This window comes from Streptomyces sp. CBMA29 (assembly GCF_014596445.1).
Lineage (GTDB): Bacteria > Actinomycetota > Actinomycetes > Streptomycetales > Streptomycetaceae > Actinacidiphila.
The window spans coordinates 1-15,284 of sequence record NZ_MECL01000085.1 but is presented as its reverse complement, the minus strand read 5'-3'; the positions used below and the strand labels follow the sequence as shown (position 1 = coordinate 15,284).

16 protein-coding genes are annotated in these 15,284 nt (G+C 73.4%); 12 read left to right on the top strand and 4 right to left on the bottom strand.

Annotated features, from left to right (window positions below; all coding sequences use genetic code 11):
• Positions 1-208 precede the first annotated feature (208 nt).
• The 3 genes from BGM09_RS13305 to BGM09_RS13295 are packed head-to-tail and all read left to right on the top strand — an operon-like array spanning position 209 to position 4,136.
• Positions 209-1,255 carry an ABC transporter ATP-binding protein gene (locus tag BGM09_RS13305; protein WP_188281752.1) on the top strand — a complete coding sequence of 349 codons (1,047 nt, stop codon included), beginning with the start codon at positions 209-211 and terminating at the stop codon, positions 1,253-1,255.
• Positions 1,252-2,013, top strand: a complete 762-nt coding sequence (locus tag BGM09_RS13300) for an ABC transporter permease (protein WP_188281751.1) — start codon at positions 1,252-1,254, stop codon at positions 2,011-2,013. Before BGM09_RS13305 ends, BGM09_RS13300 begins: the two co-directional genes overlap by 4 nt.
• Positions 2,010-4,136 (top strand): TOMM precursor leader peptide-binding protein, encoded by a 2,127-nt coding sequence (locus tag BGM09_RS13295; protein WP_188281750.1) that lies wholly within the window; start codon positions 2,010-2,012, stop codon positions 4,134-4,136. Before BGM09_RS13300 ends, BGM09_RS13295 begins: the two co-directional genes overlap by 4 nt.
• 139 nt (positions 4,137-4,275) lie before the next feature.
• On the opposite strand, the gene BGM09_RS13290 is transcribed toward BGM09_RS13295, so the two are convergent.
• Positions 4,276-4,464, bottom strand: a complete 189-nt coding sequence (locus BGM09_RS13290) for a thiazolylpeptide-type bacteriocin (RefSeq protein ID WP_093711265.1) — start codon at positions 4,462-4,464, stop codon at positions 4,276-4,278.
• A gap of 191 nt (positions 4,465-4,655) precedes the next feature.
• Between BGM09_RS13290 and BGM09_RS13285 the strand changes: the two genes are divergently transcribed.
• The 8 genes from BGM09_RS13285 (at position 4,656) to BGM09_RS13250 (ending at position 11,383) form a co-directional block, all read left to right on the top strand.
• On the top strand, positions 4,656-6,113 hold the full coding sequence (locus BGM09_RS13285; RefSeq protein WP_188281749.1) for an amidohydrolase: 1,458 nt from the start codon (positions 4,656-4,658) through the stop codon (positions 6,111-6,113).
• Between the two features lie 22 nt (positions 6,114-6,135).
• On the top strand, positions 6,136-6,405 hold the full coding sequence (locus tag BGM09_RS13280) for a hypothetical protein (protein ID WP_188281748.1): 270 nt from the start codon (positions 6,136-6,138) through the stop codon (positions 6,403-6,405).
• Positions 6,402-6,797: a helix-turn-helix domain-containing protein gene (locus tag BGM09_RS13275; protein WP_317452687.1), complete on the top strand. Its 396-nt coding sequence runs from the start codon at positions 6,402-6,404 to the stop codon at positions 6,795-6,797. Before BGM09_RS13280 ends, BGM09_RS13275 begins: the two co-directional genes overlap by 4 nt.
• Positions 6,798-6,900: 103 nt before the next feature.
• The gene (uraD, locus tag BGM09_RS13270; protein WP_188281747.1) at positions 6,901-7,464 is read left to right on the top strand and encodes a 2-oxo-4-hydroxy-4-carboxy-5-ureidoimidazoline decarboxylase; all 564 of its coding nucleotides are present in this window, start codon (positions 6,901-6,903) and stop codon (positions 7,462-7,464) included.
• Positions 7,461-7,838, top strand: coding sequence for a hydroxyisourate hydrolase (uraH, locus tag BGM09_RS13265; protein ID WP_188281746.1), 378 nt, complete (start codon positions 7,461-7,463; stop codon positions 7,836-7,838). Before uraD ends, uraH begins: the two co-directional genes overlap by 4 nt.
• Before the next feature lie 5 nt (positions 7,839-7,843).
• Positions 7,844-8,782: a factor-independent urate hydroxylase gene (gene pucL, locus BGM09_RS13260; protein WP_188281745.1), complete on the top strand. Its 939-nt coding sequence runs from the start codon at positions 7,844-7,846 to the stop codon at positions 8,780-8,782.
• An 11-nt stretch (positions 8,783-8,793) separates the two neighbouring features.
• A complete protein-coding gene (locus tag BGM09_RS13255) occupies positions 8,794-10,164 on the top strand; it encodes an 8-oxoguanine deaminase (RefSeq protein ID WP_188281744.1) in 1,371 nt (456 codons plus the stop codon).
• A 427-nt stretch (positions 10,165-10,591) separates the two neighbouring features.
• Complete coding sequence (locus BGM09_RS13250; RefSeq protein ID WP_188281753.1) at positions 10,592-11,383, top strand: SDR family oxidoreductase; 792 nt, start codon at positions 10,592-10,594, stop codon at positions 11,381-11,383.
• Here BGM09_RS13250 and BGM09_RS13245 read toward each other — a convergent pair.
• From BGM09_RS13245 to BGM09_RS13235, 3 genes are all read right to left on the bottom strand, one after another.
• A complete protein-coding gene (locus BGM09_RS13245) occupies positions 11,364-11,852 on the bottom strand; it encodes a GNAT family N-acetyltransferase (protein ID WP_188281743.1) in 489 nt (162 codons plus the stop codon). The genes BGM09_RS13250 and BGM09_RS13245 overlap by 20 nt on opposite strands.
• Positions 11,853-11,928: 76 nt before the next feature.
• Positions 11,929-13,548 (bottom strand): malate synthase A, encoded by a 1,620-nt coding sequence (aceB, locus tag BGM09_RS13240; RefSeq protein ID WP_188281742.1) that lies wholly within the window; start codon positions 13,546-13,548, stop codon positions 11,929-11,931.
• 129 nt (positions 13,549-13,677) lie between these two features.
• Positions 13,678-14,343 carry an NTP transferase domain-containing protein gene (locus BGM09_RS13235; protein ID WP_188281741.1) on the bottom strand — a complete coding sequence of 222 codons (666 nt, stop codon included), beginning with the start codon at positions 14,341-14,343 and terminating at the stop codon, positions 13,678-13,680.
• A 118-nt stretch (positions 14,344-14,461) separates the two neighbouring features.
• Between BGM09_RS13235 and BGM09_RS13230 the strand changes: the two genes are divergently transcribed.
• Positions 14,462-15,284: protein kinase domain-containing protein (locus tag BGM09_RS13230; protein WP_411158299.1), on the top strand; the 823-nt coding region annotated here is incomplete at its 3' end.

Here is a 15,284-nt window from a genome sequence, read left to right as displayed (position 1 = left end):
TGAGACGGCCGACCTCCGGTCGGGCGGCGGCTCCGCGACGACCGCTTCGGCTGTGACACCCACCGGCTCCCCGGCCGGGCGGCCGACATCCGCGGCCGACGGGGCGGGGCCGTCCGGCGCGGCGGGGAGCGCGGGGGGCGTGGGGAGCGCGAAGGACTCTGAACGGCCCGCGTCAGCGGGGACACCTCAGGAGCGGGAGAAAGGCGACATGAAACGAACCGCACGTCCGACGGGGCCGGCGATCGAACTGGTCGGGGTCAGCAAGCGGTACGGCGAGGTGCACGCCCTCGACGGGGTGTCGCTGACGGTCGAGCAGGGCGAGTTCTTCGGCGTTCTCGGGCCCAACGGGGCCGGAAAGACCACGCTCGTGGAGATCGTGGAGGGGATGCGGAAGGCCGACGCGGGCAAGGTCGCCGTGTTCGGCGAGAGCCCGTGGCCGCGGAACATCGCGCTGCTGCGGCGGATCGGGGTGCAGACCCAGGCGTCGGCCTTCTTCACGCGGCTGACCGCGTGGGAGCACCTGGAGACGGTCGCCGCGCTCCAGGGCGTGGACCGCGCCGCCGCGCGGCACGCGATGGACCTGGTCGGGCTGCGGGACAAGGAGCGCAGCCGGGTCGACGACCTGTCGGGCGGCCAGCGGCAGCGCCTGGCGCTGGCCACCGCGCTGGTCCACGAGCCCGACCTGATCTTCCTCGACGAGCCGACCGCCGCGCTCGACCCCGAGGCGCGCCGCGCCCTGTGGTCGGTGCTGCGGGACCTGCGCGGCGAGGGCCGCACCATCGTCTACACCACGCACTACCTGGACGAGGCGGAAGCGCTGTGCGACCGGGTGGCGATCATCGCCGGCGGCCGCGTCGTGGCGCTCGACAGCCCCGGCTCGCTGATCAGGTCGATGGCCGCGCCCGCGCGGCTGCTGATCCCCGCCGGCCGGATCACGCTCGACCGGGCGCGCGCCGTCGAGGGCGTCGACCGGGTGTTCCTGGAGGGCGCCGAGGTCGTCGTCGAGACCCGGCACGCCAACCGGGTGCTGGTCGCGCTCGGCGAATTCGTCGACATGGACGCGATCCAGACCAGGACCGCGACCCTGGAGGACGCGTATCTGCGGCTGACGGGACCGGGAACCGGAGGAGTCGCGGGAGCCGGAACGGCGAAGGCCGCGGGCCCCGACTCCGATCCCGACTCCGATCCCGACACCGGGACCGCCACCGGGACCGCCACCACGACGGCCGCCGTCGGAACGGAGCACCGTCCATGACCACCACCACCGCCTACTCCGCGCTGACCAGGGCCACTTACCTGGCGTCGATACGCGACCGCACCACCGTCTTCTTCACCTTCGCCTTCCCGCTGGTCTTCCTGGTCGTCTTCGGCCTGCTCTTCCGCGGCCAGTCGGTCGACGGGGGCCTGGCGTACATCAACTACGTGGCACCCGGCGTGCTCTCGTGGGGCGTCGGCAACGCGGCGCTGTTCGGCCCGGCCTTCGCGCTGATGCACTGGCGGCGCGACGACATCCTGCGGCTGATCTGGCGTACGCCGACGCCGCTGCCCACCGTCCTCGCCTCGCGCTTCGTGGTCGCCGTCGTGGTCGGCCTGTCGCAGGCGGTGCTGTTCACGGCGGTCGCGCTGCTGCCCTTCTTCGGCCTTCACCTGGACGGGAGTTGGCCGCTCGCGCTGCCGCTGCTGGTCTTCGGCGTCGCCGCCTTCCTGGCGATGGGCCTGGTCGTCGGCAGCCTCGCCGACACCCCGGAGGCGGTCGCCGCCATCGCCAACTGCGTGATGGTGCCGATGGCGTTCCTGTCCGGCTCCTTCTACCCGGCGGACCTGCTGCCCGGCTGGATCCAGACGATGTCGTGGGTGCTGCCGCTGCGTTACCTCGACCACGGCCTCACCGATGTGCTGGCGGGCCGCGCCGACTTCGCCTCACTGGCCGTCGACTGCGGCGGCCTGGCCGCCTTCACCGTCGTTTTCGGGCTGATCGCCGCCCGCACCTTCCGCTGGAGCAACCGGACATGAGCCTCGACACCGCGGTACGGCCCGCTCACGTGCCCGAGGTCCCCGGGCAGACGCCGCTGGAGTCCGCGGGCCGCGACCTGGAACGGCGGCTGGCGGCGCGGGCCGCCCGCGCCGCCGCGCCCGCGCCCGGGACCGCCGTCGTCGGCGGCACCGATGTGCTGCGCCCCGAACCGGCCGAGACCGCCGGGCAGCGGGCCCGCGCCACCGTGCACCTGACCGCCGACGCCGTGCTCCTCGGCCCCTGGGGCGGTTCGCCCGCCGAGGCCGCCTGCGGCACCTGCCTGGCCATCCGCTGGCAGCGGCTGCGCACCCGTACCGAACGCGAAGCGCTGGAGACGGGCCTCGCCCGTACCGCCGCCGGGCGCTGGCCCGTGCTGCCCGACTTCACGGTCGACGCGGTCTGGGCCCTCCACGAACTGACCCTCGGGCGGAAGGCCGGGGCCGGGACCGCGGCCGGGGCAGAGACCGGGACCGGCGGCCACGACCTGCCCCGGGTCACCCGGTACGACCTGGAGACCGGCCTCGTCCAGACCGTGCCGCTGCTCGCCGACCCGCTGTGCCCGCACCCGCACGGCGCACCGCACCCGCACGGCGCACCGCCCGCGACGAACGCACCGACCGGGCCCGACCTGCCACGGCCCGAGGCGGCCGGTCCCGACGTATCCGCCGCCGACGTATCCGGTACCGCCCCGTCCGGGCCCCACCCGTCCGGGCCCGGGTCCTTCCTCGCGACCGGGCCGGAGGCCGAGCCCTTTCCCGTCTCGCGCCTCAAGCCCACCCCCGACAGCTACCGGCTGCGGTCACCCGGCGCGTACGCCCTGCCGACCGCCGCGCTCGCCAACCCCGTGTGCGGGGTGCTCGGCGCGGGCACCTGGAGCGATGTCACCTCGCCGACCACCGCGCCCGTCGCGGGCAGCGTCTTCATGCGCGGTTACGCGGGCCTGACCGACGTCACCTGGAGCGGCCAGGCCAACTCCTTCGCGCACAGCAGGGACTTGGCGTTCCTCGAAGGGCTGGAACGGTACGCGGGCACCCACCGCAGGGAGACCGGCGGCATCGTCACCGACTCGTACGACAACCTCGGCGACGCGGCCCTCGACCCGCGCGACTGCGGGCTCTACACGCCGGAGACCTACGCCGCCGACCCGATGATCGCGCCCTTCGACCCGGCGCGGCCGATCCCGTGGGTACGCGGCTGGTCGCTGCGCGACGAGCGGGAGGTGCTGGTGCCGGCCCGGCTGGTCTACTACAGCGCGGGCACCGCCGCCGACCACTTCGTCTTCGAGTGCTCCAACGGCTGCGCGATCGGCAGTTGCCTGGAGGAGGCCGTGCTGTTCGGCCTGCTCGAACTCATCGAGCGCGACGCGTTCCTGCTCGGCTGGTACGGCAACGCCCGGCTCACCGAGATCGACCTCGGCTCCTGCCGCAGCCCGGTGGTGCGCGCCATGACCGACCGCGCGGCGCTGTGCGGCTACGACGTGCACGCCTTCGACAACCGAATCGACCTCGCCGTGCCGGTCGTCACCGGCCTCGCCGTCCGCCGCGACGGCGGCCCCGGCACGCTCGCCTTCGCCGCTGGCGCCGCCTTCGACCCGGAGACCGCGGTGGAGTCGGCGGTCTCCGAGATCCTGACGTATCTCCCGCATCTGCCACGGCAGGTGACGGAGCGTCCGGCCGAACTGGAGGCGATGGCCGAGGACTTCGACCTCGTCCGCCGACTCCCCGACCACGCGGCCCTGTTCGGCCTGCCGCTGATGAGGGAGCACGTCGGCAGCTACCTGGAGCCGCCCGCCGTCAGGCCGTTGGACGAGGTCTACGCGCGGTGGGAGCGGGACCGGCCGCGCGGGCTCGACCTGCGCGACGACGTCCTGTGGTGCCGGGACGAGCTGGCGCGCGCCGGATGCGATGTCGTCGTGGTCGACCAGACGACCCCGGAGCAGCGCCGGATGGGCCTGCGGACGGTCTGCACGCTCGCGCCCGGCCTGCTGCCGATCGACTTCGGCTGGCCCCGGCAGCGCGCGCTGACCATGCCCCGGCTGCGTACCGCACAGCGCCGCGGCGGCCTGCGCCCCGACGACCTGCGCGACGACGAGGTGCGGCGGGTGCCGCACCCGTTCCCGTAGGAATCCCTGAGGAATCTTCGAGGAACCCGACGATGACGACGCCGAGACATGAAGACGCCGAGACATGACGACGCCGAGACATGACTACTCCGCGGACCGGGGAGGCCGGTCCGCGGAGCGTGAAGCGGGTGGTGGCTCGTCAGGCGGTGCAGCTCGTGGTGCTGGTGGTGCTGGAGCAGGTGCTGGTGCTGGAGCAGCTCGTCGACGAGCCGAGCATGACCTCGCTGGCGTCCGAGTAGTCGGTGATCTCGAAGGTCTCCGACTCGAGCTCCAGGATCTCCTGGGCCAGAGAGGCGAGCGGCGTGTCCAGCTTGGAGATGTCAGCCATGATGACTCCTTCTCAGCAGGGAGCGCGGCCCGCGACGGACCGGCCCCATCTTTCTACGCGCGTCCACTGGCGAATCACCCTGCCGCCCGCTGTCATCCCGCTTGCACCGCCCGCCGCCCCTGTCACGTGACCCGCATTCCGGCACCCCCGCCCCCGGTACCTCCGCCCCCGACCCCCGCCCGGAGCGCCCGATGAACCCGCCGACCGGACCCGCGCCCGTATCCGCGCCCGTATCCGCGCCCGTCCCAGGAACCGTCTCCGACCCCGTCCTGACCCGCGCCGCCGAGCTGTATCTGGACCTGCACCGGCACCCCGAGCTGTCCGGGGCCGAGGAGCGCACCGCCGCCCGCTTCGCCGCCGCGCTCAGGGCCGCGGGACTGCGCGTCGAGCGCGGTGTCGGCGGCCACGGCGTGGTCGGGGTGCTGGCCAACGGCCCCGGCCCCGTCGTCATGCTCCGCGCGGAGCTGGACGCCCTCCCCGTACGCGAGAACACCGGCCTGGCGTACGCCAGTTCCGCCACCGCGGCCGGGCCCGACGGCGCCCCCGTCCCCGTCATGCACGCCTGCGGCCACGACATGCACCTGGCGTGCGCGGCGGGCGCGGCGGCGTCGCTCGCGGGGGCCGCCGACCGGTGGCAGGGCACGCTCGTCGTCGTCGGCCAGCCGGCCGAGGAGACGCTGAGCGGCGCCGCCGCCATGCTCGCCGACGGCCTCTACCGGCGCTTCCCCGTGCCCGACGACGTCCTCGCGCAGCATGTGGTGCCGCTGCCCGCGGGCATGGTCGCGCACGCGCAGGGCCCGCTGCTCGCGGGCAGCGTCACCCTGGAGATCGTGCTGTACGGCCGCGGCGGCCACGCCTCCACACCGCAGTTCGCCGCCGACCCGGTGATCACGGCGGCGGCCGTCGTCCTGCGCCTCCAGACCGTCGTGTCCCGTGAGACGGGTCCCGGCGAGCCGCTGGTGCTCACGGTCGGCTCGGTACGGGCGGGCACGCCGGGCGCGGGGAACGTCATCGCGGACTCCGCGACCCTCCAGGTGACCGTGCGCGCCTTCTCCGACGCGGCGCTCGACCGGGCCGTGGCCGCCGTCCGCCGCATCGCGCGCGCCGAGTCCGCCGCCTCGCCGGACCCGCAGCCGCCCGCCCCCGACCTGCGCGTCCTGTCCCGTTCCTGCCCCACTGTGCCCGACGCCGAGCTGACCACCGCCGTGCGCCGCGCCCACGAGGCCGCCTTCGGTCCGCAGCGCGTCACCCGCTGGCAGCCGTCGACGGCGACGGAGGACTTCGCGCTCTACGGGGACGCGGGCCGCGCGCTGCACGGCGTGCCGGGGATACAGACCGGCTACTGGATGCTCGGCGCGGTCGGCCCCCGGCAGTGGGCCGAGGCGGGCCGCGGCGACACGGACACGGCCGGGCGGCTGGCGGCGCTGCCGCCGAACCACTCGCCGCGCTTCGCCCCGCACCCCCGCCTCACCCTCGAAGCGGGTATCGCGGCGATGACCGTGGCGGTACAGGCCCGTATGCCGTCGGTTAAGGTCGCATCGACCGCATTGAGCGCACCGACCGCACTGAATACACCGAACGCGTCGACCGTATCGACACCGCCGTCCGGGCAGGACCGTCCGGCAGGGCGGGGGACGGCGGGCACGTAGCGCAGCCACCCGAGGGGCCCTGGTGAGACTGAGGCTGGAATTCACGACCGAGCCGTTCGACCTGGACGAGCCGCCCGAGCACGCGGTGGTGGCCCGCGAGGTGGTCGAGGGCGCGTCGCTCGACGCGGTGGACGTCGGCCCGTTCGGCAACACCGCCGAGGGCGAGGCCGACGCGGTCGTCGTGGCCGTCGCGGAGCTGCTGCGGCGCACGCTGGCCGCGGGCGCCACCCGGGTGTCGCTCCAGGTCAACGTGGTCGCAGCGGCCGGCCGGGCGCAGGAGGACGGCACGTGACGGGCACCGGGGGGCACCCCTTCGCCGCGGCGGTGAAACCGCTGGTGGACGCCATGGGCGCGGAGATGGTCGCGCCGGACGAGGCGCGCGGCGACGACGTGGTGCTGAGCTGGGAGGGCGAGGAGGTGGTGGCGGTCCGGCTGCCCCATCTGGCCGACTCCCTCGACCACCTGCTGGCCGACCTCGAACGCCGTCACGGCTCGCTGCCCGCCCTGGGCCGCAAGGACAAGCAGACCGTCGTCCGCATCCTGGAGGAGCGCGGCGCCTTCTCCGTGCGGCACGGCGTGGAGACCGTCGCGTCCGCGCTCGGCGTCAGCCGCTTCACCGTCTACAACTACCTGAACAGGGAGAACGCCCTGAACAGCGAGAAGAGCGCCCGCGAGAGCGAGTGACCGGCCGCCGTTTCCTCTGCCCTTCGCCCTCCGGACGGCTTTGTTACCGGAAGTTTTCAACAAACTGTTGACGTCGTGACGCGGCGGCTCGTAGCTTGCGACTGTGACTTCCAGCGCATCGCCGGGTCTTTCCCGGCTCAACGAGGCCACCTCGTCAGCGGCGTCCGCGCTGCTCCACGAGGTGTGCGCCAGTACGGCGTGGGCCGCCGCGCTGGCCGCCGGACGGCCGTACGACCGCCTCGACGACCTGTTCGCGGCGAGCGACACGGCCATGGCGGCGCTCACCGCGGACGACCTCGCGCAGGCGATGGCCGGACACCCGCCGATCGGCCGCCCGACGCCGGGCGACGCCACGTCGGCGCGGGAGCAGAGCGGGGTCGGCGCGGCCGAGCGCGAGGAACTGCTCGCGCTCAACCTGGCCTACCAGGACGCGCACGGCCATGTCTTCCTGATCTGCGCCACCGGCAGGACCGGTGGGCAGATGCTGGCCGCCCTCAAGGAGCGGATCGGCCGCGACACGGACACCGAACGCGAGACCGTCCGCGCCGAACTGGGGAAGATCAACCGCATCCGGCTCACCCGCCTCGCCGAGGCCGCACCCGAGGCTGACGTACCTGTCGGTCCCGGAGCCGTAGCCGAGACCGCGTCCGAAGGAGATCCCTCATGACCGACACGTCGGTGTCCACGCACATCCTGGACACGAGCGTCGGCCGCCCGGCCGAAGGCGTGCCCGTCCACCTGTCGGTGCGCGCCTCGTCCGGCGGGATCTGGTCGCCGCACGGTTCGTCGAAGACCGACGGCGACGGCCGCTGCAAGGATCTCCCGGCACTGCCGGAAGGCACCGCCCACGTACGGCTGCACTTCGACGTGGAGCCGTACCTCACCGCCCGAGCCAACGCACAGCAGGACGCCCCCCGCGCAAGGGACAGCGGAGCTTTCTTCCCGGAGGTGGCGATCGTCTTCGCCGTCCGGCCGGGCGAGCACTATCACGTACCGCTGCTGCTCAATCCGTTCGGCTACTCCGTATACCGAGGGAGCTAGCTCCGATGACCGCCACTTCCCGCCCGTCCCACCCGGTCTTGCTCGGCCAGAACCAGTACGGCAAGGCAGAGAACCGCGTCGTCAGGATCACCCGCGACGGCCGCACGCACCACATCAAGGACCTGAACGTCTCGGTCGCGCTCTCCGGCGACATGGACGAGGTGCACCTGTCCGGCTCCAACGCCAACGTGCTGCCGACCGACACCACCAAGAACACGGTGTTCGCCTTCGCCAAGGAACACGGCATCGAGTCCGCCGAGCAGTTCGGCATCCACCTCGCCCGGCACTTCGTCACCAGCCAGGAGCCGATCAAGCGGGCCCGGATACGGATAGAGGAATACTCCTGGGAGCGGATCGCCGCCTCAGAAGCGGGCTCCCGCTTCATCGGCGCCGATGAGATCCAGCACTCCTTCGTCCGCAAGGGCCAGGAGACCCGCACCACCGAGATCAGCTACGACGGCGAGAGATGGCAGGTCGTCTCGGGCCTGAAGGACCTGGTGGTGATGAACTCCACCAACTCCGAGTTCTGGGGCTTCGTCAAGGACGAGTACACGACCCTCAAAGAGGCGTACGACCGCGTCCTCGCCACTGAGGTCACCGCCCGCTGGCGGTTCAACTGGACCAGCGACGAGCGGCGCGCCCCGCAGTGGGAGAAGGCGTACGGGCAGGTCCGTACGGACCTGCTGGAGGCGTTCGCCGAGACGTACTCGCTCTCGCTCCAGCAGACCCTCTACGCGATGGGCTCGCGCGTCATCACCACCCGCTCCTACGTGGACGAGGTCCGGCTCTCGCTGCCCAACAAGCACCACTTCCTGGTCGACCTGGAGCCGTTCGGCCTCAAGAACGACAACGAGGTCTACCTCGCGGCCGACCGTCCGTACGGCCTCATCGAGGGCACCGTGCTGCGCGACGGCGCCGAGCCCCGCATCCCGGTGACGGACTGAGAGGCACCACCATGAGCAACCGCATCGTCATCGAGAACTGTTCCATCGCCACCGTCGACGCCGACGACACCGAGTACGCCACCGGTCACGTCGTCGTCGCGGGCAATCTGATCGAGTCCGTCGCAGCGGGCCCGGCCCCCGCCGGCCTGGAGAACGTCACCCGCCGGATCGACGGCACCGGACACCTCGTCACCCCCGGCCTGGTCAACACCCACCACCACTTCTACCAGTGGATCACCCGCGGCCTCGCCCAGAACAGCAACCTCTTCAACTGGCTGGTCGAGCTGTACCCGACGTGGGCGCGGATCGACGAACCGATGGTCTACGCGGCGGCCTCCGGATCGCTCGGCGTGATGGCCCGCGGCGGCGTCACCACCGCGATGGACCACCACTACGTCTTCCCGCGCGGCGCGGGCGACCTGCTGGGCGCCGAGATCCGCGCCGCCGCCGAACTGGGCGTGCGCTTCACCGCCGCCCGCGGCTCGATGGACCGCGGCAAGAGCGACGGCGGACTGCCGCCGGACTTCGCCGTGGAGACCACCGAGGGCGCGCTGCTCGCGACCGAGGAGGCCATCGACACCCACCACGACGCCTCCTTCGGCTCGATGCTGCACATCGCCGCCGCGCCCTGCTCGCCCTTCTCGGTCTCCACCGAACTGCTGCGCGAGGCAGCGGTGCTGGCCCGCCGCAAGGGCGTCCGGCTGCACACGCACGGCAGCGAGACGGTGGAGGAGGAGAAGTTCTGCCACGAGCTGTTCGGCATGGGCCCGACGGACTACTTCGAGTCCACCGGCTGGCTCGGCGACGACGTGTGGATGGCGCACTGCGTCCACATGAACGACTCCGACATCGCCGCCTTCGCCCGCACCGGGACCGGCGTCGCGCACTGCCCGTCGTCCAACGCCCGGCTGGCCGCGGGCATCGCCCGGGTGCCCGACATGCTCGCCGCCGGGGTCCCGGTCGGCCTCGGCGTGGACGGCACCGCCTCCAATGAGTCCGGTGAACTCCACACCGAACTGCGCAACGCCCTGCTCATCAACCGCCTCGGCGGCGGCGAGAGGGCGCTGAACGCCCGTCAGGCCCTGCGCCTGGGCACGTACGGCGGCGCGCGCGTGCTCGGCCGTACCGCCGAGATCGGCTCCCTGGAGGCCGGGAAGCTCGCCGACCTCGTGCTGTGGAAGCTCGACGGCATGGCGCACGCCTCGATCGCCGACCCCGTCGCCGCGCTGGTCTTCGGCGCCGCGGCCCCGGTCACCCTGTCGCTGGTCAACGGCGTACCGGTGGTCGAGAACAACCGGCTCACCCGCGCCGACGAGGACGCCATCGCGCGGCTCACCAGGACCGAGGCGCAGCGCCTCGCGCGGATCGCGGGCCTGGCGTGACGCCGCGGTCACCGTAGCCGCCGCAGCCACCGCTGCGAAAGCGACCGGTCGGGGAGGGACGGCCCCCGACCGGTAGCCGGACCCTGTCCTGACGGGGTCCGGCGACACCGCCCCCGGACCGTGGGACCACGCTCGGCCCCACGGCCCCGGGGGCGGTGCCTCCCCGAACCGCGCACGGCCCGCGTCCCGGCGCGCGCACCGGGCCCGGAGGCACGGCGGGTACGCGGTGACCTCCCGCTCCTGGCCGTTTACTATGCGTTCAGCCGGACGTCCGCACCCCGCCGGGTGCGGGGCGCGGCAGGCAGGATTCCGCCACAGCCAGAGGTGAGCGCCCGTGAGCCCGACCGAGCCCGTACCCGCCGAAGGATCCGCCGCCGAGCCCGCCGAGCCCGCCGAGCCCGCCGAGCCCGCCTCGGGGTCCGTCACCCTGGTCACCGGCGGCACCGGGACTCTCGGCCGCGCGCTGGTCGACCGGCTGCTCGCCCTCGGCCGTCCGGTGCGGGTGCTCAGCCGCGGCCCGCGCGGGGCCGGCGACGCGCGGCCGTACGAGTGGGCGGTCGGCGACCTGCGGACCGGCGTCGGCATCGACGGCGCGCTCTTCGACGGCGTCGGCACGATCGCGCACTGCGCGACCACCAACGGCCGCGGCGACGTCGAGGCCACCGAGCGGCTGACCGGAGCGGCGGTGCGCGCGGGCGGCGACCCGCACCTGGTGTACATCTCGATCGTCGGCGTCGACCGGGTCCCGCTCGGCTACTACCGCGCCAAGCTCGCCGCGGAGAGTGTCGTGGAGGAGAGCGGGCTGCCGTGGACGGTCCTGCGCACCACCCAGTTCCACGACCTGGTGGCCCGGCTCACCATCGCGCAGCGGCGGCTGCCCGCACTCCTGACGCTGTCAGGAGTGAGCTTCCAGCCGGTCGACGTCACCGAGGTCGCGGACCGGCTCGCGGACCTGGCCGGAGGCGAACCCGTGGGCCACGCACCGGACTTGGGCGGCCCGCAGATCCGCAGCGCCGCCGATCTGACCCGCGCCACCCTGCGTGCGGCGGGCCGCCGCAGGCTCGTCGTACCGCTGCGGCTGCCCGGCGGCCTGGCGGGCGCGCTGCGCGCGGGCGGAAATCTGACCCCCGATCACGCCGACGGCCGGATCACCTACGACTCCTGGCTCGCCGCCCGCACCCCGCCCAGGAAGCCGGGGATCACAGCGCCCGGTGCATGATGTGCAGGCCGACATAGCCCGCACGCGGATGCCGGAAGCCCTCGGGGACCGTACCGATCACCCGGAAGCCCAGCGACTCGTACAGCTTCACCGCGTGCGTGTTGGACTCCACCACGGCGTTGAACTGCATGGCGCGGAAGCCCTCTTGGGCCGCCCAGCGCAGCGCCTCCTCGCACAGCGCGCGGCCCGCACCGCGGCCGCGGTGCGCGGGGTCGACCATGAAGCTGGCACTGGAGACATGGGCGGCGTTGCCGCCCTGGTTGGCGTTCATCTTGGCGGTGCCGAGCACCGCGCCGTCCTCGCCGACCGCCACGACCGTGCGGGCGGGCGGCGGAAGCAGCCAGTAGTCCCTGGCCGTCGCCTCCGGGATGTCCGTCGGATAGCTGAAGGTCTCGCCGTCCGCGCAGATCCGCCGTAGAAAGGGCCAGATCAGCGGCCAGTCGGCCTCGGTCACTTCACGGATGAGCATGCGGAGCAGCATGAACGGCCGCCGTCGCCGGGCGCAAGCGCGTTTCGGCGTGGCGGCCGTTCCCGGGCGCCGGGGCTCAGCCCGCCAGCAGCTCGTAGGCGGGCAGCGTCAGGAAGTCGACGTATTCCGCGTCGAGCGCCGTGCGCAGCAGCAGCTCATGGGCCTCGGTCCACTTGCCCGCCGCGAACGCCTCCTCGCCGATCTCCCCGCGGATCGCGGCGAGTTCGTCGGCGGCCACCCGCAGCACGAGGTCGTGGGTCGCTTTCTCGCCGTTCTCGAAGACGACCCCCGCGTTGATCCACTGCCAGATCTGCGAGCGGGAGATCTCGGCGGTGGCGGCGTCCTCCATCAGGTTGAAGATCGCCACCGCGCCGAGGCCGCGCAGCCACGCCTCGATGTAACGGGTGCCGACCTGCACCGCGTTGCGCAGGCCGTCGAAGGTCGGCTTCGCGTCCAGCGAGGCGATGTCGATCAGCTCGGCCGCGGTGACGTGCACGTCCTCGCGCAGCCGGTCCTTCTGGTGCGGCCGGTCGCCGAGGACCGCGTCGAAGGAGGCGCGGGCGATCGGCACCAGGTCGGGGTGCGCGACCCACGAGCCGTCGAAACCGTCCCCGGCCTCACGGTCCTTGTCCGCGCGCACCTTCTCGAACGCGACCTTGTTGACCTCCGCGTCGCGCCGGGACGGGATGAAGGCGGCCATCCCGCCGATCGCGTGCGCACCGCGCTTGTGGCAGGTGCGCACCAGCAGTTCGGTGTACGCACGCATGAACGGGGCCGTCATCGTCACCGCGTTGCGGTCCGGGAGCACGTAACGGGCGCCGCCGTCACGGAAGTTCTTGACGATGGAGAAGAGGTAGTCCCAGCGGCCCGCGTTCAACCCCGAGGCGTGGTCGCGCAGTTCGTACAGGATCTCGTCCATCTCGTACGCGGCGGTGATCGTCTCGATCAGCACGGTCGCGCGCACGGTGCCCTGCGGGACGCCCACGTAGTCCTGCGCGAAGACGAACACGTCGTTCCACAGCCGGGCTTCGAGGTGCGACTCGGTCTTGGGCAGGTAGAAGTACGGGCCCTTGCCGAGGCCGATCAGCCGCTGGGCGTTATGGAAGAAGTACAGGCCGAAGTCGACCAGGCCGCCGGGGACCTGCTCGCCGTCCACGGTGAGGTGGCGTTCGGGCAGGTGCCAGCCGCGCGGGCGCATGACGACGGTGGCCAGGTCCGCCGGGGCGCCGAGCGCGTACGTCTTGCCCTCGGGGGAGGTGAAGTCGATCCTGCGCTCGTAGGCGTCGATCATGTTGACCTGGCCGCCGATGACGTTCTCCCAGGTGGGGGCGGAGGCGTCCTCGAAGTCGGCGAGCCAGATCCGCGCGCCGGAGTTCAGCGCGTTGATGGTCATCTTGCGGTCGGTGGGGCCGGTGATCTCCACCCGGCGGTCCTCGAGCGCGGCGGGCGCGGGGGCGACCCGCCAGTCGCCGTTCCGGATGTGCGCGGTCTCCGGGAGGAAGTCGAGGGTGCCGGTGCGGGCGATCTCGGCGCGCCGCTCCTGGCGGCGGGCCAGCAACTCGGCGCGGCGGGGCGCGAAGCGGCGGTGCAGTTCGGCGAGGAACACCAGCGCCTCGGGGGTCAGCACCTCCTCCGCGCGGGGGACGGGCCCGGCGGCCTCGGAGACGACGGCCGGAGACGGCGCTGATGCGGACATGCTGTCACTGCTCCAGAGTGCGAGTGTGTCTGGCGCCCGCCGGGGTGCGGGACTGGCACCGGGTGCCAGGGCCGGTCCGAGGTACGGGCGGTTCTGCAAGGTGGAGTATAGATTTCACAGTGCGGAAGTTCAACGCTGTGTGGCACGGGGTGCAGCCGGGGGCTCCGCCCGGTCCGGGGCGGGCCGGAGAAGCCCCAGGTCGGCGGGGGTGTCGATATCGGCCGGGTCACCGATGTCACCGCACTCCACGAGCACGGTGTGGTCGGCGTGCTCGCGCAGATACGTACGCGCCCCGCGGTCCCCGGTGGCGCCGCCCGCGACCCCGGCCCAGCGGGCGCCGCCGATCAGCACCGGGTGACCGCGCCTGCCGTCGTACACCGCGGAGGCCAGGGCCGACACCAGGGCCTCGCCTCCGCCGGCCGCCGCCAGCACGCGGGCGACCGCCGCCGCGCCCACACCGGGCTGGTCCACCAGACCGATCAGCGCCGCGGCCGGGGCGTCGTCCGACGCCGCGAGCGAGGCGAGCCCGGCCCGCAGTGAGGAGCCCATGCCCTCCTCCCAGCGCGGATTGCGCACCACCACGCAGCCGGAGAGGTCGGCGCGCTCCACCACCTCGTCGGCCGCCGCGCCCAGCACCACGTGCACCGGGCCGCAGCCGCCCGCGCGCAGCACCCGTACCGCGTGCTCCACCAGCGGCCGTCCCTCGTACGGCAGCAGCGCCTTCGGCCGCCCGCCCAGCCGCCGTCCGCCACCGGCCGCCAGCAGCAGTCCGGCTACCTCGCCCTTTGTGTGCATAACTCCTGCATACCGTGACGGGACCATGGCCGAACAGGCCGCGGTCGGCGTGGCGTGTTCCGGTATCGTCGGCGTGAGGGCCGGAAGGGGCGGTGACCGGCCGAGGGAACGGGGACTGATGGGCGCTCAGCACTTCCAGCCGCTGACGGCCGAGGATCCGACCGGCGTCCCGGGCTACCGGATCAGCGCGCGGCTCGGCGGGCGCGTCTACCTCGCGCACGCGCCGGGCGGCATACCGGTCGCGCTCCGCCTGATCGACCGGTTCCCGCCCGACGTCCACGCCCTGCGGCAGGTGCACGGGCCCTGCGTCGTCCCCTTCGTCGACGGCGGCGCCGACGCCCCCGGCGCGGGCCCCTGGCTCGCCACCGCCTACGTCCCCGGCCTCTCGCTGCGCACCGCCGTCACCACCACCGGGCCGCTCCCCGTCCCCAGCGTCCTGCGGCTCGTCGCCGGAATCGCCGAGGCGCTGCGCACGATCCACCACTGCGGCCTCACCCATGCCGCCCTCACCCCGGCCCACGTCCTCCTCGCCGCCGACGGCCCCCGCGTCAAGGACTTCGCCCTGACGGGCGTGGCCGATACGTCCGCAGCGCAAGGCTCGCCCGCCGAGGCGCCGGCGCCCGTCTCGCTCACGGGGGAACCCGTTGCCGACGAGCCGCCCGCAGCGGAGGCGTTCCTGGCGCCCGAGCAGGTGGCGGGGAAGACCGGAGGGCCCGCGGCCGATGTGTTCTCGCTGGGACTGATCGCCGCGTACGCGGCTGTCGGCGGGGCGGCCGTCGGGGGCGGGGAGGCGGATCTCAACGAGCTGCCGGGGGAGCTGCGGGAGATCGTGACGCGGTGTCTGATCAAGGACCCCGCGCTGCGGCCGTCGCCCGCGCAGATCATCGCGATGTGCGCGCAGGCGGCGCCGGACGCGTCGCGCCGCCGGGCGGACCGGTGGC

Bases quoted from the DNA above. Each gene is read 5' to 3' on its own strand.
- aceB (WP_188281742.1), bottom strand. From the start codon at position 13,548: ATGTCCGCATCAGCGCCGTCTCCGGCCGTCGTCTCCGAGGCCGCCGGG.
- BGM09_RS13245 (WP_188281743.1), bottom strand. From the start codon at position 11,852: ATGCTCATCCGTGAAGTGACCGAGGCCGACTGGCCGCTGATCTGGCCC.
- uraH (WP_188281746.1), top strand. From the start codon at position 7,461: ATGACCGACACGTCGGTGTCCACGCACATCCTGGACACGAGCGTCGGC.
- BGM09_RS13300 (WP_188281751.1), top strand. From the start codon at position 1,252: ATGACCACCACCACCGCCTACTCCGCGCTGACCAGGGCCACTTACCTG.
- pucL (WP_188281745.1), top strand. From the start codon at position 7,844: ATGACCGCCACTTCCCGCCCGTCCCACCCGGTCTTGCTCGGCCAGAAC.
- BGM09_RS13255 (WP_188281744.1), top strand. From the start codon at position 8,794: ATGAGCAACCGCATCGTCATCGAGAACTGTTCCATCGCCACCGTCGAC.
- BGM09_RS13235 (WP_188281741.1), bottom strand. From the start codon at position 14,343: ATGCACACAAAGGGCGAGGTAGCCGGACTGCTGCTGGCGGCCGGTGGC.
- BGM09_RS13285 (WP_188281749.1), top strand. From the start codon at position 4,656: ATGAACCCGCCGACCGGACCCGCGCCCGTATCCGCGCCCGTATCCGCG.
- BGM09_RS13305 (WP_188281752.1), top strand. From the start codon at position 209: ATGAAACGAACCGCACGTCCGACGGGGCCGGCGATCGAACTGGTCGGG.
- BGM09_RS13295 (WP_188281750.1), top strand. From the start codon at position 2,010: ATGAGCCTCGACACCGCGGTACGGCCCGCTCACGTGCCCGAGGTCCCC.
- BGM09_RS13290 (WP_093711265.1), bottom strand. From the start codon at position 4,464: ATGGCTGACATCTCCAAGCTGGACACGCCGCTCGCCTCTCTGGCCCAG.